Consider the following 20,039-nt stretch of genomic DNA (forward strand, 5'->3'; position numbering starts at 1 on the left):
GTGATCAGTCCACCGTCACGTAGTCGGGGCCGGAGTAGCGTCCGGTGGCCAGCTTCTGACGCTGCATCAGCAGGTCGTTCAGGAGCGAGGAGGCGCCGAAGCGGAACCAGTGGTTGTCCAGCCAGTCCTCACCCGCGGTCTCGTTGACCAGGACGAGAAACTTGATCGCGTCCTTGGAGGTGCGGATGCCGCCGGCCGGCTTCACACCCACCTGGACGCCGGTCTGCGCGCGGAAGTCGCGCACCGCCTCCAGCATCAGCAGGGTGTTGGCGGGAGTGGCGTTCACCGCGACCTTGCCGGTGGACGTCTTGATGAAGTCCGCGCCGGCCAGCATGCCGAGCCAGCTCGCGCGGCGGATGTTGTCGTACGTCGACAGCTCGCCGGTCTCGAAGATGACCTTGAGCCGGGCGTCGGTCCCGCAGACCTCGCGCACGGCGACGATCTCGTCGTACACCTTCATGTAGTGGCCCGCGAGGAACGCCCCGCGGTCGATGACCATGTCGACCTCGTCCGCACCGGCGGCCACGGCGTCGCGCACGTCGGCCAGCTTCACGGGCAGGGCGGCGCGGCCGGCCGGGAAGGCGGTGGCCACGGAGGCGACCTTCACACCGGAACCGGCGACGGCCTCCTTGGCGACGGCCACCATGTCGGGATAGACGCAGACCGCGGCCGTGGCGGGGGTCGTCCGGTCGGTCGGGTCGGGGCGGACCGCCTTGGCGCCGAGCGCCCGGACCTTGCCCGGGGTGTCCGCGCCTTCCAGCGTCGTCAGGTCGACCATCGAGATGGCGAGGTCGATGGCGTACGCCTTCGCGGTCGTCTTGATGGAACGGGTGCCGAGGGAGGCGGCGCGGGCCTCCAGACCGACGGCGTCCACGCCGGGCAGCCCGTGAAGGAACCGGCGCAGCGTGCTGTCGGACGCGGTCACGTCCGTGAGCGGGTGTGCGGCTGATGCAGTGGTGGGCATGGTCACCAGACGAGCATATCTACGCGCGTAGCGGCTGTACAGGGGGGCAGGTCACCCACGTGGAAGGCGAGGGGGCCGAGCAGGTGGGTCGAACAGGTGGGTCGAACGAGCGCTCTTACCGGCGGCGCTTAGGATCGCGAGCATGTCGTCCGCAACCCCGGAATCCAGGGACCGCATCTACCGCTCACCCATGGCGCTGATCGGCGGTTTCCTCCTCCTCGTCATCATCGGCTGGCTCGGCTTCGACGCGGTCGTCTCCGGCAGCGGCAACACGCCGTGGTTCGCCCTCGCCACGCTGCTCCTCCTCGTGCCGCTGGTGATCGCCTTCACCCTCCGCCCGGCCGTCTTCGCCAACCACGACCGGCTGCGCATCCGCAACCCCTTCCGGGTGATCGTCCTGCCCTGGGGCCAGGTCGAGATGCTGCGCTCCGGGTTCTCGAACGAGGTCCTCGCCAAGTCCGGCACCAAGTACCAGCTGTGGGCGATCCCCGTCTCGCTGCGCGGCCGCAAGAAGGCGGCCCGGCAGACCGCCCGGCAGCAGTCCGGCCGCGGACCGAGCCGGGGGCTCGGGCTGTTCGGCGGGGGGATGCAGATGGACGGCCTCGGTGGCCGTACGCCGGTTCCCGAGGGGCCGACGCGGGCGGAGACCGACCAGATCATGGACGACCTGGGGGATCTGCTGGAGGCGCGGGGTCCTGCGGAGGCGTCGCAGGGGGAGGTGTCGGTGCGGTGGGCTTACGAGATCGTGGGGCCTGCGGTGGCGGGGGCGGTGCTGCTGTTGGTTTTGGCGGTGGTTGGGTAGCGCGTTACGGGTGGCCGCGGGGGGTTGTCGGGCGGCTGCTGCGCCGTTGTGGCTGGTCGCGCCCACGCGGCGGTAGCCGCAAATTGATACAGCCCCGCGCCCCTAAAAGCTGAAAGCCCTCATGGTGGGCCTGTCCATACCAAGGTCATGTAGGCGCCCCAGTACGCCGAGCCCAGTACAGCCATGCTCAAGATGATGTGGCGGTAGCGGGCCGGTGCTCTCATCAGCCTTACGGCGATCGGGAGCAGGAGGGGGAACGCCGGGAGCAGGTAGCGGGCTCGGGGGAAGTAGACGCCGCCGCTGGTCAGGACGATCAGCAGGGTGACGGCGGTGAAGACCAGTAGGGCGAGCGGCTGGCGGTCTCGGAGCGACAGGGCGAAGAGGGCTACCGACGCCAGCAGGGTCGCCGTCACGAGGAGCAGGAACAGCTCCGGAGTCGGGTCGTACAGCAGCAGGCTTCTGAACTGGCGCAGGGTGTCCAGGCCGCCGTCCACCTCGTTGCGCCAGGTGCGCTGTACGGCGAAGTAGCCGTCCCAGCGGTGCAGGCGCAGGCCCACCCAGCCGACGTAGGCGCACCAGCCGAGCGGGGCCAGGAAGGCGGCCAGGAGTGCGCGGGGGCGGCGCCAGGAGAGCAGACAGGTCAGGGTGACGGCGGCGGCCACCGCGATGCCCGTCGGACGGGTCAGGCCCGCCAGGGTCGCGAGACAGGCCGCGGTGAGGGGGCGGTCGGTGAGCAGGGCGTACAGGGTCCAGGCCGCGCAGGCCGTGAACAGGGACTCCGTGTAGCCCATCCACTGGACCAGGCCGACCGGGAGCGCGGCCCACAGCACGGTCAGCAGGACGCCCGCCCGCGGGCCGTGCAGGCGGTCGCCGACCGCGTGGACGCCCCAGGCCGCGAGCAGGGAGGCGGCGACGGCCAGGCACAGGCCCGTGGTGGCGCGGGTGCCCGGGGTGACGGCGGCGACGGCCTTCACCAGGACCGGGTACAGCGGGAAGAAGACCAGGTTGTTGCCGCCGTCCATGCCGCCCAGCGCATGGGCGTAGCCGTGGTCGGCGATCCCGAGGTAGTACTCGGCGTCCCACTGGGTCGCCAGGATCGGCCAGACGCCGTGGTGCTGGCGGTGCGCCCACAGGGCCAGCACGGCGAGGCCCAGGGCGCGTACGCCGACGTAGGCGAGCAGGGCCCGGGCGAGAGCCGGGAGGCGGGGGCGGGGGGTGTCCGGGGCGTCGGTGGCGTCGGCCGTGCGGTTCGCTCGGTTCGGGGGCGGCCGGAGGGCGGTCGAGGACACGGTGACGGGCCTCCAGGACTGGCTCGGGTGCGCTTCCCGTCCACCGTTGCCCGGGAGTGGGGGCCGGATGCGGAACCAAGGTCAACATCCATTCCTAAATCACCCGATGGGGTGCTACGGACCCGTACATGGGCCAACGCAGAGGTCCAGTCCAGTCGCCATTCACCGGCCGCTGTCAGCCTCCGGCCATGAACGCACCCCTGAACACCCCGCGCATGGGCATCCCCGCCCGTCTCGCGGACACCCTGAGCATGCCGGAGCGGCACGAGTACCTACGGCGGTCCCTGTCCCGGCGTGGTCTGCTCGCCGCGACCGCGGTCGCCGGCGCGGCCGGACTCGCCGCGAGCGGCACGGCACGGGCGGCCGGCCCCGACCTCGTCACCCGCTCGGCCACCGAGCACGTCGACGGCGCGCTCGTGGCGCCGTTCGGCCGGCACCTCGCCTACGGCGCCGACCCGCGCACCCAGATGCGGGTGTCCTGGCAGGTCCCGCTGCCCGTGCGCGACCCCTTCCTGCGGATCGGGCTCAGCCCGCTCGACCTCGGCCACAAGGTGCCCGCCGAGGTGCGGGACCTGTTCACCCCGGCCGGGGTCGGCAAGAGCGCCGACATCGACCAGTACTACGTGCACGCGGCCCTGGACAACCTGCAGCCCGGGACCACCTACTACTACGGCGTCGGACACCGCGGCTTCGACCCGGCCCACCCCGGTGCCGCGCACACCGTCTACTCCTTCACCACCGCCCCCGACGCCCACAGCAGGCGGCCCTTCACGTTCACGGCCTTCGGCGACCAGAACCCGAGCTACACGTCGATCGGCCTCAACGCCCTCGTCCAGGCCCAGAACCCGGCCTTCCACCTGCACGCCGGTGACATCTGCTACGCCGAGGAGACCGGGCACGGGCTGCCCGCCGACAGCAGCAACTACGACGCCCGGCAGTGGGACCAGTTCCTCGCGCAGATCGAACCCACGTCCAGCCGGGTGCCGTGGATGGTGGCGTTCGGCAACCACGACATGGAGGCCTGGTACTCGCCCAACGGCTACGGCGGCAACGAGGCCCGCTTCACGCTCCCCGGCAACGGGTTCGACCCGGAGAAGGCACCGGGCGTGTACTCCTTCGTGCACGGGAACGTGGCCGTCGTCTCGGTCGACGCCAACGACGTGTCGTACGAGATCCCGGCCAACCGGGGTTACACGGACGGCCGTCAGACCGCGTGGCTCGACCGGCGGTTGGGGCAGCTGCGGAAGACGCCCGGTGTCGACTTCGTGGTGGTGTTCCATCACCACTGCGCCTACTCCACCACCAGCTCGCACGCCTCCGAGGGCGGGGTGCGGGAGCAGTGGGTGCCGCTGTACGAGAAGCACCAGGTGGACCTTGTCGTCAACGGGCACAACCACGTCTACGAGCGGACCGATCCGGTGGTGCAGGACAAGGCCGTGCGGGAGCTGCCGATCGGGGGCACGCACGAGCCGACCCGTGGCGGTGTCGTCTACGTGACCGCGGGCGCGGGCGGGGAGAGCGTCTACAGCTTTCCCGTGGCCGACAGCTACGAAGGGCACGAGGACGAGGTGGGCGCGGTGCCCACGTACTGCACCGGTGCCGGGGGCAAGGTCACCGAGAGCGTGGACTGGTCGCGGGTGCGGTACACCGGCTACTCGTTCATCCGGGTCGATGCGAAGCCGGCGCCGGCGGGGCGGACGGCCACGCTGACCGTGCGGGCGTTGGCGGCGACGGGGGCGGAGGTGGACCGGTTCGTCGTGGCGCGGAGGGCGGGCTGACGGGTGAGGTGAGGGGCGGCCCGGACGGGGGCCGCCCCTCGGATCGGGGGTGGGTGCGGTTTCTCGGCGGGGGGTCGGGTCCCGTCAGATGCCGGCTGCCGCTGAGAGGTCCTGCTTGATCCTCGTCAGGAGGGCGGTCGCCTCGGTGCGGGCCGTCGGGAGGTCCGCGTGGGCGGACACCGGGATCACCACCTCCAGGTAGCACTTCAGCTTCGGCTCCGTGCCGCTCGGGCGGACGATGACCCGGGCGCCCGTGAGGGTGTAGCGCAGGCCGTCGGTGGGCGGGAGCCGGTCCGTGCCCCGGGTGAGGTCCTCCGCCTTGGTGATGGGCAGGCCCGCGAGCTCGGTCGGCGGGTGCTCGCGGAGCCGCTCCATCGCCCTGGCGATGATCGACAGGTCCTCCACGCGGACCGAGAGCTGGTCCGTGGCGTGCAGACCGTGTTCCACGGCGATGTCGTCGAGGAGGTCGGTGAGCGTACGGCCCTGTTCCTTCAGCCCGGAGGCGAGCTCCGTGATGAGGAGGGCCGCGGTGATGCCGTCCTTGTCGCGGACGCCCTCGGGGTCCACGCAGTAGCCGAGGGCCTCCTCGTAGCCGAAGCGCAGGCCCTCCACGCGGGCGATCCACTTGAAGCCGGTGAGGGTCTCCTCGTAGGGGAGGCCCGCCTTCTCGGCGATCCGGCCGAGGAGGGAGGAGGAGACGATCGACTCGGCGAAGGTGCCCTGTGCTCCGCGGGTCACCAGGTGGGTGGCGAGGAGGGAGCCGACCTCGTCGCCGCTCAGCATGCGCCAGCCGGTGCCGTCCTCGGTGCCGGTGTCCTTGGTGCGGTTGTCCTTGACGGCCACTGCGCAGCGGTCGGCGTCGGGGTCGTTCGCGATGATCAGGTCGGGGTCGGTCTCGCTCGCCTTCGCGAAGGCCAGGTCCATCGCGCCGGGCTCTTCCGGGTTGGGGAAGGCGACGGTCGGGAAGTCGGGGTCCGGGTCGGCCTGTTCCGCGACGAGGTCCGGGGTGGGGAAGCCCGCGCGGGCGAACGCGGCGAGGAGGGTGTCCTTGCCGACGCCGTGCATCGCCGTGTAGACGGTACGGGCGGTGCGGGGGGAGCCGGCGGCGAGTACGGCGTCCGTGCGGGCGAGATAGGCGTCGAGGACCGCGTCGTCGAGGGTCTCCCAGCCGGTGTCGGGGCGGGGAACGTCGAGGAGGGACCCGATTGCCTCGATCTCCGCGGCGATCTCCGCGTCGGCGGGCGGGACGATCTGGGAGCCGTCGCCGAGGTAGACCTTGTAGCCGTTGTCGCGAGGCGGGTTGTGGCTGGCGGTGACCTCCACGCCGGCCACCGCGCCCAGGTGCCTTATGGCGAACGCCAGGACGGGGGTGGGGAGGGGGCGGGGGAGGATTTTCGCGGTGAGGCCGGCGCCGGTCATGACGGCGGCGGTGTCCTGGGCGAAGTCCTTCGACTTGTGGCGGGCGTCGTAGCCGATGACGACGGCGCCGTTGCTGTTGCCGTGCTTCTTGAGGTAGGCGGCGAGGCCGGCGGCGGCTCGGATGACGACCGTGCGGTTCATGCGCATCGGTCCGGCGCCGAGTTCGCCTCGCAGGCCGGCGGTGCCGAACTGGAGGGTGCCGCTGAAGCGGGCTTCCAGTTCCTTGACGTCTCCGGCTTCGATGAGCTGGGCGAGTTCGGTGCGGGTGTCGGGGTCGGGGTCCTCGGTGAGCCAGGTCTGGGCCCGGGAGGTGAGGTCGTCGCGCACGGTTCGGTCAGCCTCTCGTTGTCGGTTGAGTGCGGCGTGGTGGGGGCGGGCGTTTTGCGCAGTTCCCCGCGCCCCTGGAGGCCTGCGGCGGCCTCTTGCGGTCCGGTGGGGGCGTGTGTAGCGCGTTCTGTCCGGTGGGTGGGTCGGTGCCGGGGTGGGGGGTGTCCGTCCTCGGTCCGGCGGCTCGGTCTCTTCAAAGGGGCCCGGTTCCGGACGCCGGCCGCTGCGGGCGGACACCCCCCACCCCGTCCCCTGCCCGCCGTACGCGGCGAACGGCCGGTGGGGGCGTCCGCGCGCGGTCAACGGTCCGGTGGGGCGGAGGCGCTAACGGTCCGGTGGGGGCGGGCGTGACTGCAACTCCTCAGGGGCGCGGGGAACTGCGCGACTAGCCACGACGCTCCCGCACTCGCCCGACTACCGAACCCGGTACCCCCCTAGCGCACAGGGCCCGCTACCCCTGACCCCGTCAGATTCGTTCGAGCACCTGTGCCAGCAGGGACCCCATCCGCGTCGCGCTGTCGCGGCCCGCCTGGAGGACCTCCTCGTGGTTCAGGGGCTCGCCCGTCATGCCCGCCGCCAGGTTCGTGACCAGGGAGATGCCGAGGACCTCCGCACCCGCCTCGCGCGCAGCGATCGCTTCGAGGACCGTCGACATGCCCACCAGGTCCGCGCCGATGACGCGGGCCATGCGGATCTCCGCCGGAGTCTCGTAGTGCGGGCCGGGGAACTGGGCGTAGACGCCCTCCTCCAGCGTGGGGTCGACCTCCTTGCACAGGGCGCGCAGGCGCGGGGAGTACAGGTCGGTCAGGTCGACGAAGTTCGCGCCGATGATCGGGGAGGTCGCCGTGAGGTTGATGTGGTCGCTGATCAGGACCGGCTGGCCGGGGCGCATGCCCTCGCGGAGGCCGCCGCAGCCGTTGGTGAGGACGATCGTCTTGCAGCCGGCGGCCACGGCGGTGCGCACGCCGTGGGCCACGGCCGCCACGCCACGGCCCTCGTAGTAGTGGGTGCGGCCGAGGAAGACCAGGGCCCGCTTCTCACCGATCCGGTACGAGCGGATCTTGCCGCCGTGTCCCTCCACCGCCGGCGGCGGGAACCCGGGCAGCTCGGTGACCTGGAACTCGGCGTCCGGGGCGCCGAGGGCGTCCACGGCCGGCGCCCAGCCGGAGCCCATCACGAGGGCGACGTCGTGGGTCTCGGCGCCGGTCAGTTCGCGCAGGCGGGCGGCGGCGGCGTCGGCGGCGGCGTGGGGGTCGCCCTGGATGTCGTCCGGAAGAAGAGATGCGTTCACGCGGACGAGGGTAGCCGGTCGGAGCCTACGCGCGTAGATGACAGAGCTGACGGGATGGCGATCGTTGTCTTGTCGTTTCCAACCAAAGGCCGGAACGTCAGCAGGGACGCTTGCGCAGTTCCATCACGTAGTCGTGCGGGGCGCCCGCCGATTCCGCCGCGTCGGCCACCTCGCCCAGATAGCGGGCCGAGGGGAGACCGCCCTCGTAGCCGTTCAGGACGTACGTCCAGGCCTGCTCCTCGCCCTCCAGGGTGTGGATCCGGACGCGGGTGCGGCGGTAGATGTCCAGGCCCACGCCCTCCCAGCGGTCCATGGAGTCGTCGTCGGCGGGCGCGATGTCGTAGAGCGCGACGAAGACCTGGGAGAGGGGGTCCTCGACGATCGTGGCCAGCGCCCCCTCCCAGCCCATGTGCTCACCGCCGAAGGTCAGCCGCCAGCCGTTCAACCACCCCGTGGCACGCATCGGCGAGTGCGGGGCGCGGCGGGTCATCAGCCGCGCGTCGAGGTTGCCGGCGTAGGCGGCGTAGAGCGACATGCGACGAGGGTACGGCAGCCTTCCCCGGCGTCTCTCCCGTAACAGAGGTATCTCGGGACGGGCCCCAGGCAGTGGCACCCCGGGTCGTGCGGGACAATGGAGTACGTGACTCGGATCGTGATCATCGGTGGCGGACCCGGCGGATACGAGGCGGCCCTGGTGGCCGCCCAGCTCGGCGCGGAGGTGACCGTCGTCGACTGCGACGGTCTGGGCGGGGCGTCGGTGCTGACCGACTGCGTCCCGTCGAAGACCCTTATCGCGACGGCTGAGGTCATGACGACCTTCGACTCGTCCTACGAGGAGCTGGGGATCATCGTCGCCGACGACACCCCGCCCCTGGAGCAGGCCGCCCGGGTGGTGGGCGTCGACCTGGGCAAGGTCAACCGGCGGGTGAAGCGGCTGGCCCTTGCCCAGTCGCATGACATCACCGCTTCCGTGACGCGCGCCGGAGCCCGGGTGCTGCGCGGGCGTGGACGGCTCGAGGGCATGCAGGCGCTCGACGGGTCCCGCAAGGTCGTCGCGCGGGCCGTCGACGGCAGTGAGGAGACCCTCGTCGCGGACGCGGTGCTCATCGCCACCGGCGCGCACCCCCGTGAGGTTCCCGACGCGCAGCCCGACGGGGAGCGCATCCTCAACTGGACCCAGGTCTACAACCTCGACGAGCTTCCCGAGGAGCTCATCGTCGTCGGTTCCGGTGTGACCGGTGCCGAGTTCGCCGGTGCCTACCAGGCGCTCGGGTCCAAGGTGACCCTCGTGTCGTCCCGGGACCGGGTGCTGCCCGGTGAGGACCCGGACGCGGCCGCCGTCCTGGAGGACGTCTTCCGGCGGCGCGGCATGAACGTCATGGCCCGCTCCCGTGCCCAGTCCGCCAAGCGGGTCGGGGACCGGGTCGAGGTCACGCTCGCGGACGGCCGGGTCATCAGCGGGTCGCACTGCCTCATGGCCGTCGGCGCCATTCCCAACAGCGCGGGCATGGGGCTGGAGGAGGCCGGCGTCAAGCTGCGGGACTCCGGGCACATCTGGACCGACAAGGTGTCCAGGACGACGGCTCCTGGCGTCTATGCCGCCGGTGACGTGACCGGTGTCTTCGCGCTCGCCTCCGTCGCCGCCATGCAGGGGCGTATCGCCATGTACCACTTCCTCGGCGACGCGGTGGCCCCGCTGAACCTCAAGACGGTCTCCTCCAACGTCTTCACCGACCCGGAGATCGCCACCGTCGGCTACTCCCAGGCCGACGTGGACGGCGGCAAGATCGACGCCCGGGTCGTGAAGCTGCCGTTGCTCAGGAACCCGCGCGCCAAGATGCAGGGCATCCGCGACGGCTTCGTCAAGATCTTCTGCCGGCCCGGCACCGGGATCGTCGTCGGCGGTGTCGTCGTCGCCCCCCGCGCCTCGGAACTCATCCACCCCATCTCGATCGCGGTCGACAACAATCTGACGGTCGAACAGATCGCGAACGCGTTCACCGTTTACCCCTCCCTTTCGGGGTCGATCGCCGAGGTGGCACGGCAGTTGCACACGCGCAAGGAGACCGGCGGGGCCTGACGGCCGAAAGCGATTCCTGCCTGGTCACGGGGAGTTGTCGACCATTCGTGCGGCATAGGCGGGTGGATTAGGCCCTATACCACTTCCCGTCCTACTGTGCGAACAACTTCGGTAATTCGGCGCATACTGCTGAAAGCAGACGGTCGTTGGGGTTACTGTCAGTTTCGTGTTCGCTGCAGAACGTCGCCAATTGATCCTCGAAATGGTGCGGGCCAACGGAGCCGTGTCGCTCCGTGAGCTCGCCCGCGTCGTCCAGACCTCCGAAGTGACCGTACGGCGGGACGTGCGCGCACTGGAGGCAGAAGGACTCCTCGACCGCCGGCATGGCGGTGCGGTATTGCCGGGCGGGTTCACGCGGGAGTCCGGCTTTCCGCAGAAATCGCATCTCGCGACCGCCGAGAAGACGGCCATCGCCGATCTCGCCGCGGGTCTCGTCGAAGAGGGCGAGGCCATTGTGGTGGGGGCGGGTACCACCACACAGGAGCTGGCCCGCCGGCTCGCCCGGGTGCCCGGTCTGACCGTCGTGACCAATTCCCTCCTGGTGGCCCAGGCGCTCGCCCACGCCAACCGGGTGGAGGTCGTGATGACCGGCGGCACCCTGCGCGGTTCCAACTACGCCCTGGTGGGCTCCGGGGCCGAACAGTCGCTCCAGGGGCTCCGGGTCTCGCGCGCCTTCCTCTCCGGGAGCGGGCTCACCGCGGAACGCGGTCTCTCCACGTCCAACATGCTGTCGGCGTCCGTCGACCGGGCGCTGGTGCAGGCCGCCGCGGAGGTCGTCGTCCTCGCCGACCACACCAAGCTCGGCACCGACACCATGTTCCAGACCGTGCCGACGGATGTGATCACCCGCCTGGTCACCGACGAGCCCCCGGCCCATGACGACCGGGCCGGCACGGAACTCCAGGCGCTCGCCGACCAGGGGGTGCAGATCGCCGTGGCCGGCGCGTCGGGAGCGCCGGGGGGTGATCAGGTCCCGGCGCGCCGGGGTCAGGAGCGCCGGGACGTACCCCTGCCGGGGCCTCGCCGCGGTCAGGTCCCGGCGGGCGCCGGCCCCACCCTCCGGACGGCCGCGGTACTGGGGGAGACACCTCCGGGCGCGGAGCGTGCGCGTGTGGCGGATCTACGACGGCGGTGACGGGGGCGCGCTTCGGCTGGGGGGCCGGGGCGGAGAGTCGTCGGGCGGGGTGCCGGGGCTGGCGGAGGCAGGGGGGCTGTCTCTGAGTGTCGTCCTGCGGGGGCTGGGGAGGCCGCGGCTGCGTCTGTGACGCGCGGCCAGGTGCCGGGCCACGGCGTGCGAGTCGTCGCGGGGGTGTCCGGTGCGGTCGTGGCGCGGATGCGGGGCCGTGGGGGCTGGTGGTTGGCGTTCGCGGGGTGGTGCTGCGTAGAGGGTGCCGTGCCGCGTATGCGCACCCGGGTTGAGGCGCCGCCCTCCTCGAGGTGAGGAAGAGGCCGCCCTCCCGCTGGTCAGGTCGCCGTGGGCGTGCCGGCGCGGTTTCCCTCGTCTAGGCCATTGCCACGGGGAACGGGGAAACGAGGCGCCCCGCGGACCTGCGCTCAGGTTCGCGGGGCGCCTCGTGGGCGTCGTGCCGGACGAGGTCGTCAGTCCTTGATCTCGCAGATCGCCGCGCCGGAGGTGATGGAGGCGCCGACCTCCGCGGTCAGGCCCTTGATGGTGCCGGAGCGGTGGGCGTTGAGGGGCTGTTCCATCTTCATCGCCTCGAGGACGACGACGAGGTCGCCCTCCTTGACCTCCTGGCCCTCCTCCACGGCGATCTTGACGATCGTGCCCTGCATCGGCGAGGCGAGGGTGTCGCCGGAGGCGACGGGGCCGGACTTCTTGGCGGCCCGGCGCTTGGGCTTGGCGCCGGCGGCGAGGCCGGTGCGGGCCAGCGACATGCCCAGCGAGGAGGGCAGGGAGACCTCCAGGCGCTTGCCGCCGACCTCCACGACGATCGTCTCGCGGTCGCCGTCCTCCTCGGCCTCGGTCTCGGCGGGGGCGGCGAAGGGCTTGATGTCGTTGACGAACTCGGTCTCGATCCAGCGGGTGTGGACCGTGAACGGGTCGGTGCTGCCGGTCAGTTCGGGGGCGAAGGCCGGGTCCTTGACCACCACGCGGTGGAAGGGGATCGCGGTGGCCATGCCCTCGACCTGGAACTCCTCCAGGGCACGCGCGGCGCGCTGAAGGGCCTGCTCGCGGGTGGCGCCGGTGACGATCAGCTTGGCCAGCAGGGAGTCCCAGGCCGGACCGATCACGCTGCCGGACTCCACGCCGGCGTCCAGGCGGACGCCGGGGCCGGAGGGCGCCTCGAACTTGGTGACGGTGCCGGGGGCCGGGAGGAAGTTACGGCCCGGGTCCTCGCCGTTGATGCGGAACTCGAAGGAGTGACCGCGCAGTTCGGGGTCGCCGTAGCCGAGTTCCTCGCCGTCGGCGATGCGGAACATCTCGCGCACCAGGTCGATGCCGGCGACCTCCTCGGTGACCGGGTGCTCGACCTGGAGGCGGGTGTTGACCTCCAGGAAGGAGATGGTGCCGTCCTGGCCGACGAGGAACTCGCAGGTGCCCGCGCCCTCGTAGGAGGCCTCCTTGAGGATGGCCTTGGAGGCCCGGTACAGCTCGGCGACCTGCTCGTCGGAGAGGAAGGGCGCGGGCGCCTCCTCGACCAGCTTCTGGTGGCGGCGCTGGAGCGAGCAGTCACGGGTGGAGACGACGACCACGTTGCCGTGCTTGTCGGCCAGGCACTGGGTCTCCACGTGCCGGGGGCGGTCCAGGTAGCGCTCGACGAAGCACTCACCGCGGCCGAACGCGGCCACGGCCTCGCGGACCGCGGAGTCGTACAGCTCGGGGACCTCTTCGAGGGTGCGGGCGACCTTCAGACCGCGTCCGCCACCGCCGAAGGCCGCCTTGATGGCGATCGGCAGGCCGTGCTCCTCGGCGAAGGCCACGACCTCGTCCGCGCCGGAGACCGGGTCGGAGGTGCCGGCCACCAGCGGGGCACCGGCGCGCTGGGCGATGTGCCGGGCGGCCACCTTGTCGCCCAGGTCGCGGATGGCCTGCGGCGGCGGGCCGATCCAGATCAGGCCCGCGTCCAGGACCGCCTGCGCGAACTCGGCGTTCTCCGAGAGGAAGCCGTAACCCGGATGGACGGCGTCCGCGCCCGCCTCACGCGCGGCCCCCAGGACCTTCTCGATGTCGAGATAGCTGGTGGCCGGGGTGTCACCGCCCAGGGCGAACGCCTCATCCGCGGCGCGGACATGCAGAGCGTCCCGGTCCGGGTCGGCGTACACGGCCACGCTCGCGATACCGGCATCCCGGCAGGCCCGGGCAACGCGGACAGCGATTTCGCCACGGTTGGCGATGAGCACCTTGCGCACGATTGAGGCTCCCTCCTTGAAACAAGCCGAGTTTAGGGACTGCCGACACGGCTCTTCGACCCGTCCCCCGTGGTGAGCTTCCCCACACGGAGCGTGATACGGGGGTCACTCCACGAGCGAAATCCCTTGTCGCACCTCGGTACGCAGGACTCCTCCCGAAAACCCTAGCCCTCCTCTGTGGTCAAGGTCTCTGTAAGAGCGTGCTGCGGACCACTTCGTTTCTTTGTGGAGTCCCTACGAATGGCCCAATGATTCTTTGCCCCCGGCGGAACCCTTGTCCCAGGGTTTACCCGTTAGTAGCGTTCGCGCTGGTATTGAACGTACTTCGGGTAACAAGAGCGCGGCTCGAAAGTGGGTGGGACCGGTGATACGCAGGCCGGTGGCGTGGATCGTGGCGGTCGTCCTCTTCGCCGAGGCGTTCGGTGTCGCCCTGCTGAACTGGATCATGGCCAACGTCGTCGACGGGCAGAACATGTCCCTCGCCGGCCTCGACCCGGACGCCATGGTGATGTCCTCGAAGGTGGGCGCGGTCGTCTTCGGCCTCTACTTCGCCCTGTGCGCCCTGGTCGCCCTGCTGGTGGCCCTGCGCAACCGTCCACCGGCCGGCCTCGGCCGCATCCTGCTGATCAGCGTGGCCGTGGTGCACGGGCTGCTCGCCGCCGTCGCCTGGGCGCTGATCGGCCGGCCGCAGTTCGCGTTCATGATCGTGATGCTGGCGCTCATCGTCCTGCTGCTGATGAGCTACGACGACCATCCGGAGCCGGCGGCTGCCACCGGGCCGGGGGACACCGACGGGCCCGGCGACTCCGAGGCCTCCGAGGAGCCGAAGGACGCCCCGGAGGCCGCCGAGTCGCCGCTCACGCCTCCGCCGGCGCCCACAACTCCGTGATGCCCACGCCCAGTCGGGCCAGCAGCCGGCGCAGCAGCGGCAGGCTCAGGCCGATCACGTTGCCGTGGTCGCCGTCGATGCCCTCGATGAACGGGGCCGAACGGCCGTCCAGGGTGAACGCCCCGGCGACGTAGAGAGGTTCGCCCGAGGCGACGTACGCGGCGATCTCGTCGTCGGTCGGCTCGCCGAAGCGGACCACCGTGGAGGCCACGGCGGAGACGTACCGGCCGCTCGTCGTGTCGTAGACGCAGTGGCCGGTCTGCAAGGTCCCCGCGCGGCCGCGCATGGCCTTCCAGCGGGCCGTGGCCTCCTCGGCGTCGGCGGGCTTGCCGAGCGCCTGGCCGTCCAGGTCGAGCACCGAGTCGCAGCCGATCACCAGGGCCCCCTTGACCGCGGGCTGCGCGGCCACGACGGATGCCTTCGCCTCGGCGAGGGCCAGGGCCAGGTCGGCGGGGGTGGGGGCGGTGACGGCGTCCTCGTCGACGCCGCTGACGATGACCTCGGGGGTCAGGCCCGCCTGGCGGAGCAGGTTCAGCCGGGCGGGGGACTGGGAGGCGAGGACGAGGCGGCGGCGCGGCTGATCGGTCATGCGGTCAGCGTAGTGCCGCCCGGCGGTGTGCCGGGCGGTGGTGTGGGGGTCGGTGGAGTGCCGGTCGTGGAGTGCCGGTTCAGCGCAGTCCGATCACGATCATCGCGAGCACCATGGCCAGGGCCATGAAGATGCCCAGCCGCCGAAGCATCTCCTGCATGTCGCGGAGTTCCTTCGGGGGCTCGTTCTCGGGGTCGGACCACAGCATGCCACCAGCGTGGGGCTTGGCCGGTCCAGGGCGCCTGAGTACGGGTACTCAATCAGGCGCCCTTTTTTGAACCTCTGTGGGCCCGCGCGGCGGAGCCGCATATCGATGCAGCCCCGCGCCCCTGGGTGGGTCCGGTCATCCCGGCCAGTAGGTGCGGGTCCATGCTGTGGGGCCCGGTTGGGGCAGGCGGCGGGTCGCGATCCGGGAAGGGTCGGACCAGGCGGGCCTGGGTTCCTCCGCGCCGGACGGCTCCGGTGCCGTCGCGGCGCGGGCCCTGACCACCGCCAGGGCGGCGGCCAGTTCCTCCGGAGTGGGGTTGCCCCGGACGACCTTGATGTTCACAGCGTCTCCTTAGAGGGGGATGTTGCCGTGCTTCTTCGGGGGCAGGGACTCGCGCTTGGTGCGCAGCTGGCGCAGGCCCCTCACGACGTGGCGGCGGGTGTCCGACGGCATGATCACCGAGTCGATGTAGCCGCGCTCGGCCGCGATGTAGGGGTTGAGGAGGGCGTCCTCGTACTCCTGGATCAGCCGGGCCCGGGTCGCCTCCACGTCACCGGCGGCCTCGGCCTCGGAGATCGTGCGGCGGTGCAGGATGTTGACCGCGCCCTGGGCGCCCATCACGGCGATCTGGGCGGTGGGCCAGGCCAGGTTGAGGTCCGCGCCGAGGTGCTTGGAGCCCATGACGTCGTACGCGCCGCCGAAGGCCTTGCGGGTGATCACGGTGATGAGCGGGACGGTCGCCTCGGCGTAGGCGTAGATCAGCTTGGCGCCCCGGCGGATGATGCCGTCGTGCTCCTGGTCGACGCCGGGCAGGAAGCCCGGCACGTCCACGAAGGTGATGACCGGGATGTTGAAGGCGTCGCACGTGCGGACGAACCGTGCGGCCTTCTCCGACGCCGTGATGTCGAGGCAACCCGCGAACTGCATCGGCTGGTTGGCGACGATGCCGACCGGGTGGCCCTCCACCCGGCCGAACCCGGTGAGGATGTTCGGAGCGAACAGCGGCTGCGTCTCGAAGAACTCGGCGTCGTCCAGGATGTGTTCGATCACCGTGTGCATGTCGTACGGCTGGTTCGCGCTGTCCGGGACGAGCGTGTCCAGCTCGCGGTCCTCGTCGGTGACCGCGAGGTCCGCCTCCTCCGGGAACACCGGCGCCTCGGACAGGTTGTTGGACGGCAGGTACGACAGCAGCTGCTTGACGTACTCGACGGCGTCCTTCTCGTCCCCGGCCATGTGGTGGGCCACGCCGGACACCGAGTTGTGGGTGCGGGCGCCGCCCAGCTCCTCGAAGCCGACGTCCTCGCCGGTGACCGTCTTGATGACGTCCGGCCCGGTGATGAACATGTGCGAGGTCTGGTCGACCATCACCGTGAAGTCGGTGATCGCGGGCGAGTACACCGCACCGCCCGCGCACGGGCCGACGACCAGGCTGATCTGCGGGATGACCCCGCTCGCGTGGGTGTTGCGGCGGAAGATCTCGCCGTACGCGCCGAGGGAGGCCACACCCTCCTGGATACGGGCGCCGCCGGAGTCGTTGATGCCGATGACCGGACAGCCGGTCTTCAGCGCGAAGTCCATCACCTTGACGATCTTCTGGCCGTAGACCTCGCCGAGCGCGCCGCCGAAGACGGTGAAGTCCTGGGAGAACACGGCGACCGGGCGGCCGTCGACGGTGCCGTAACCGGTCACCACACCGTCCCCGTAAGGGCGGTTGTTCTCCAGGCCGAAGTTGGTGGAGCGGTGCCGGGCGAACTCGTCCAGCTCGACGAAGGAACCCTCGTCGAGGAGCAGCTCGATGCGCTCACGGGCCGTCAACTTGCCCTTGGCGTGCTGCTTCTCGACGGCACGTTCGGAGCCGGCGTGCGTCGCCTCCTGGATGCGGCGCTGGAGATCCGCGAGCTTGCCCGCGGTGGTGTGGATGTCGATCTCTTCCGGCTCGGACATCGGTCTCGCGGCTCCCTGCCTGCTCAAAAGGGGGGACGGTTACTCATCCGTAGAGTAGTGGTGCCCCTACGAATCAGCAGTGCGGCGTTTCACACACCTAGGGTGGCTTGCATGACGCCGCGAGATGTTTCAGGAGACGACAGCCGCTGGTCGGACCTCGACCGGCCGCCTCTCAACGCCGCCGCGCTGCGCCGCGGGCTGGTGCGGGAGGGCGGGCTCTGGTCCGGGATCGAGGTGGTGACCGGCACCGGCTCCACCAACTCCGACCTGGTCGCCCGCGCCGCCGCGGGCAAGGCCGCCGAGGGCGCGGTCCTCGTGGCCGAGGAGCAGACCGCCGGGCGGGGCCGCCTGGACCGGCAGTGGACCGCGCCCGCGCGCTCCGGCCTGTTCTTCTCCGTCCTGCTGACCCCGACCGACGTCCCGGTCGCACGCTGGGGCTGGCTGCCCCTGCTGACGGGCGTGGCGGTGGCGACGGGCCTGTCCCGGTCGGCCGGCGTCGACACGGCTCTGAAGTGGCCCAACGACCTGCTGGTGACCGTCGGCGGCCAGGAGCGCAAGGCGGGCGGCATCCTCGCGGAGCGGGCGGGGGACCACGGGGTCGTCGTGGGCGTGGGCATCAACGTCACGCTGCGGGAGGACGAGCTGCCGGTGCCGACCGCCGGGTCGCTGGCGCTGGCCGGAGCGGTGAGCACGGACCGGGACCCGCTGCTGAGGGGCGTACTGCGGGCCCTGGAGGAGTGGTACGACCGCTGGCGGGCGGCGGCGGGGGACCCGACGGTGAGCGGCTTGCAGGAGACGTATGCGGCGGGGTGCGCGACGCTGGGAAGACGGGTGCGGGCCGAGCTGCCGGGAGATCGTTCGCTGGTGGGCGAGGCGGTGGCCGTGGACGGCGACGGCCGCCTGGTGATCGCGACCGAGGAGGGCGTGCAGGAACCGGTGGGAGCGGGGGACATCGTCCACCTGCGACCCGCGTAGAGCCGGCACCGCTTCTCCACGCCAACGGGAGTGAGCTACCGCACACCTGCCGTACAGTTGAGGCCGGTCGATACCTGACCGTGACAGATCGGAAGGGCAGCAGGCGTGACCGTAGACGACACGGGCTCCGGCGCGGACGCGACCCCGCACCCGCTCGCCGTGCGTCTCGAACAGCTCATTCTCGGCGCCGAGCGGCGCTACACCCCCTTTCAGGCGGCCCGCACCGCCGGCGTCTCCATGGAGCTGGCGACCCGCTTCTGGCGGGCGATGGGTTTCGCGGACGTCGGCCAGGCCAAGGCGTTCACCGAGGCGGACGTCCTCGCGCTGCGCCGGCTCGCCGGTCTCGTCGAGGCGGGGCTGCTGAGCGAGGCCATGGCGGTACAGGTGGCGCGGTCCACCGGGCAGACCACCGCCCGGCTCGCGGAATGGCAGATCGACTCCTTCCTTGAGGGCCTGACCGACCCGCCGGAACCGGGCATGACCCGCACCGAGGTGACGTACCCGATCATCGAGCTGCTCCTGCCCGAGCTGGAGGAGTTCCTCGTCTACGTCTGGCGCCGCCAGCTCTCCGCCTCCGCGGGGCGGGTCGTGCAGGCCGCAGACGACGAGGAGATGGTCGACCGGCGGCTGTGCGTCGGCTTCGCGGACCTCGTGGGGTTCACGCGGCTGACCCGCCGGATGGAGGAGGAGGAGCTCGGCGAGCTCGTCGAGGCCTTCGAGACCACGGCCGCGGACCTCGTGGCCGCGCGCGGCGGACGGCTCATCAAGACCCTCGGCGACGAGGTCCTGTACGCGGCCGACGACGCGGCGGTGGCCGCGGAGATCGCGCTGCGGCTGATCGAGACGATGGCCAACGACGAGACCATGCCGGAGCTGCGGGTCGGCATCGCCTTCGGCACCGTGACCACCCGTATGGGTGATGTGTTCGGTACGACGGTGAACCTCGCCTCCCGGTTGACCTCGATAGCTCCCCGGGACGCCGTGCTCGTCGACTCCGCCTTCGCGGAGGAGCTCATCCGGCACGGCGAGGCGCCCGCCTCCGAGGCGGAGGCGGCCGAGGCCGCGGCCGCCGCCGAGAAGGAGGGCGAGGAGCCGCCGACCTACCGCTTCGCGCTCCAGCCGATGTGGCAGCGGCCGGTGCGTGGGCTGGGCGTGGTCGAGCCGTGGCTGCTGACCCGCAGGGACGAGACGCCCTAGCGCCTTCGGCCTCCGCGGGACCTGCTTATGGCCGACCGGTGGGCTTCACCGCTGCTGCACGCACAGGCCGATGATCGGTACGCACAGGCCCGGGGCGGGGCGGGACGACTGCGTCGGCTGCGCGGTGGGGGCCGGGGCCGGGGTCGTCGGGGCCGTGGTCGGCGCCGGGTGCGGTTGCGGGGCGGCGGTCGTCGTCGGGGCGTGGGGTGCGGTGGTGGCCGTGGGGGCCGGGGCCGGTGCGTTCGGAGCGTCCGGGATCGTCGTGGGGGCCGCTGCGAAGGGCTGGGGTACGGCGGACGCGGACGCGGTGGGTGCGAGGGGTGCGCCCGCTGTGGGGGTGGCCGAGATCCCGCCCATGACGGCCGTGGAGGACGGGCTCACCTTCGGGACGGCACCGATGGTCGCGGCGGCGTTGGTCGCGCGGTCCGTGCCGGGGTCGGTGTCCGTGCCTGTGGTGGTGCCGGTGTCCGTGTCCGGTGCTGCCTGGGGGTCCGTCTCCGTCGCGCCGAAGCCGCCCACCGTGTGGTCCGGGGCCAGCCGTACGAGGCTCAGCGCGCCCGCGGCCAGGGCGAGGCCGCCCGCCGCGAGGAGGACCTTGCGGGGGCGGGGCTTGCGGTGGCGGCCCCGGGGGCCTCTCGGCCCGCGTGAGCCGAAGAGGCGGGTGCCTTCGCCCTCCGCGAGTCCCGTCGTCATCGTGACCGTCGCCGTCATCGTTTCTCCCCTGTGTGCCCGCGCCGTGCCCGCGCCCCCTGTGCGCCGTGGCGGGGCGCACGTTATGCGCTGCGATGGGCGGTGGGGGAGGAGTTGGGCGGGATGTCACTCGAACGGGGTGTCGGGCGGTTCGGCGGGAACCTTTCGTGGACGGGGCGGGGCTGCGATGATCGGAGCGTTCTTGTTAACCCGCGTTAACTTGGA

18 protein-coding genes are annotated in these 20,039 nt (G+C 71.5%); 7 read left to right on the forward strand and 11 right to left on the reverse strand.

Annotation, left to right across the window (positions count from 1 at the left end):
- Window positions 1–4: 4 nt before the first annotated feature.
- Window positions 5–964, reverse strand: a complete 960-nt coding sequence (deoC, locus tag AQJ54_RS02550; protein WP_030316854.1) for a deoxyribose-phosphate aldolase — start codon at window positions 962–964, stop codon at window positions 5–7.
- Window positions 965–1,106: 142 nt separating this feature from the next.
- Between deoC and AQJ54_RS02555 the strand changes: the two genes are divergently transcribed.
- A complete protein-coding gene (locus AQJ54_RS02555) occupies window positions 1,107–1,766 on the forward strand; it encodes a PH domain-containing protein (protein ID WP_062233443.1) in 660 nt (219 codons plus the stop codon).
- Between the two features lie 119 nt (window positions 1,767–1,885).
- Here the strand turns inward: AQJ54_RS02555 and AQJ54_RS02560 are convergent, their stop codons facing one another.
- On the reverse strand, window positions 1,886–3,055 hold the full coding sequence (locus AQJ54_RS02560; protein WP_062233446.1) for a hypothetical protein: 1,170 nt from the start codon (window positions 3,053–3,055) through the stop codon (window positions 1,886–1,888).
- A 215-nt stretch (window positions 3,056–3,270) separates the two neighbouring features.
- On the opposite strand from AQJ54_RS02560, the gene AQJ54_RS02565 reads away from it, so the two are divergent.
- Window positions 3,271–4,833 carry a purple acid phosphatase family protein gene (locus AQJ54_RS02565; protein WP_079069703.1) on the forward strand — a complete coding sequence of 521 codons (1,563 nt, stop codon included), beginning with the start codon at window positions 3,271–3,273 and terminating at the stop codon, window positions 4,831–4,833.
- A gap of 84 nt (window positions 4,834–4,917) precedes the next feature.
- On the opposite strand, the gene AQJ54_RS02570 is transcribed toward AQJ54_RS02565, so the two are convergent.
- From AQJ54_RS02570 to AQJ54_RS02580, 3 genes are all read right to left on the reverse strand, one after another.
- Window positions 4,918–6,579: a phospho-sugar mutase gene (locus AQJ54_RS02570; RefSeq protein WP_062233449.1), complete on the reverse strand. Its 1,662-nt coding sequence runs from the start codon at window positions 6,577–6,579 to the stop codon at window positions 4,918–4,920.
- A gap of 466 nt (window positions 6,580–7,045) precedes the next feature.
- On the reverse strand, window positions 7,046–7,870 hold the full coding sequence (locus tag AQJ54_RS02575; protein WP_020141437.1) for a purine-nucleoside phosphorylase: 825 nt from the start codon (window positions 7,868–7,870) through the stop codon (window positions 7,046–7,048).
- Between the two features lie 97 nt (window positions 7,871–7,967).
- Window positions 7,968–8,405, reverse strand: a complete 438-nt coding sequence (locus tag AQJ54_RS02580; RefSeq protein WP_020141438.1) for a gamma-glutamylcyclotransferase family protein — start codon at window positions 8,403–8,405, stop codon at window positions 7,968–7,970.
- Between the two features lie 96 nt (window positions 8,406–8,501).
- Between AQJ54_RS02580 and AQJ54_RS02585 the strand changes: the two genes are divergently transcribed.
- A complete protein-coding gene (locus AQJ54_RS02585; RefSeq protein WP_062233452.1) occupies window positions 8,502–9,950 on the forward strand; it encodes an NAD(P)H-quinone dehydrogenase in 1,449 nt (482 codons plus the stop codon).
- Window positions 9,951–10,116: 166 nt separating this feature from the next.
- A complete protein-coding gene (locus AQJ54_RS02590) occupies window positions 10,117–11,085 on the forward strand; it encodes a DeoR/GlpR family DNA-binding transcription regulator (protein ID WP_079069705.1) in 969 nt (322 codons plus the stop codon).
- 464 nt (window positions 11,086–11,549) lie between these two features.
- On the opposite strand, the gene AQJ54_RS02595 is transcribed toward AQJ54_RS02590, so the two are convergent.
- On the reverse strand, window positions 11,550–13,322 hold the full coding sequence (locus AQJ54_RS02595) for an acetyl/propionyl/methylcrotonyl-CoA carboxylase subunit alpha (protein WP_062023751.1): 1,773 nt from the start codon (window positions 13,320–13,322) through the stop codon (window positions 11,550–11,552).
- Between the two features lie 364 nt (window positions 13,323–13,686).
- Here AQJ54_RS02595 and AQJ54_RS02600 point away from each other — a divergent pair, with 364 nt between their 5' ends.
- Window positions 13,687–14,211: a hypothetical protein gene (locus AQJ54_RS02600; RefSeq protein ID WP_062234856.1), complete on the forward strand. Its 525-nt coding sequence runs from the start codon at window positions 13,687–13,689 to the stop codon at window positions 14,209–14,211.
- On the opposite strand, the gene AQJ54_RS02605 is transcribed toward AQJ54_RS02600, so the two are convergent.
- The 4 genes from AQJ54_RS02605 to AQJ54_RS02615 all read right to left on the reverse strand — a co-directional run bounded on the left by AQJ54_RS02605 (window position 14,180) and on the right by AQJ54_RS02615 (window position 16,952).
- Window positions 14,180–14,800, reverse strand: coding sequence for a nucleoside triphosphate pyrophosphatase (locus AQJ54_RS02605; RefSeq protein WP_062023761.1), 621 nt, complete (start codon window positions 14,798–14,800; stop codon window positions 14,180–14,182). The genes AQJ54_RS02600 and AQJ54_RS02605 overlap by 32 nt on opposite strands.
- A gap of 79 nt (window positions 14,801–14,879) precedes the next feature.
- A complete protein-coding gene (mmpB, locus tag AQJ54_RS47375) occupies window positions 14,880–15,008 on the reverse strand; it encodes a morphogenic membrane protein MmpB (RefSeq protein WP_107047818.1) in 129 nt (42 codons plus the stop codon).
- 135 nt (window positions 15,009–15,143) lie between these two features.
- Window positions 15,144–15,350 (reverse strand): acyl-CoA carboxylase subunit epsilon, encoded by a 207-nt coding sequence (locus tag AQJ54_RS02610; RefSeq protein WP_062233455.1) that lies wholly within the window; start codon window positions 15,348–15,350, stop codon window positions 15,144–15,146.
- Between the two features lie 9 nt (window positions 15,351–15,359).
- On the reverse strand, window positions 15,360–16,952 hold the full coding sequence (locus AQJ54_RS02615) for an acyl-CoA carboxylase subunit beta (protein ID WP_020141426.1): 1,593 nt from the start codon (window positions 16,950–16,952) through the stop codon (window positions 15,360–15,362).
- A gap of 111 nt (window positions 16,953–17,063) precedes the next feature.
- Between AQJ54_RS02615 and AQJ54_RS02620 the strand changes: the two genes are divergently transcribed.
- Both AQJ54_RS02620 and AQJ54_RS02625 read left to right on the forward strand, forming a co-directional pair.
- Window positions 17,064–17,927, forward strand: coding sequence for a biotin--[acetyl-CoA-carboxylase] ligase (locus AQJ54_RS02620; protein ID WP_062233458.1), 864 nt, complete (start codon window positions 17,064–17,066; stop codon window positions 17,925–17,927).
- A gap of 105 nt (window positions 17,928–18,032) precedes the next feature.
- A complete protein-coding gene (locus tag AQJ54_RS02625; protein ID WP_062233462.1) occupies window positions 18,033–19,124 on the forward strand; it encodes an adenylate/guanylate cyclase domain-containing protein in 1,092 nt (363 codons plus the stop codon).
- Between the two features lie 45 nt (window positions 19,125–19,169).
- On the opposite strand, the gene AQJ54_RS02630 is transcribed toward AQJ54_RS02625, so the two are convergent.
- On the reverse strand, window positions 19,170–19,835 hold the full coding sequence (locus AQJ54_RS02630; RefSeq protein ID WP_062233464.1) for a hypothetical protein: 666 nt from the start codon (window positions 19,833–19,835) through the stop codon (window positions 19,170–19,172).
- Window positions 19,836–20,039 lie beyond the last annotated feature (204 nt).

Source organism: Streptomyces griseorubiginosus (assembly GCF_001514195.1).
GTDB classification, from domain to species: Bacteria; Actinomycetota; Actinomycetes; order Streptomycetales; family Streptomycetaceae; genus Streptomyces; species Streptomyces griseorubiginosus.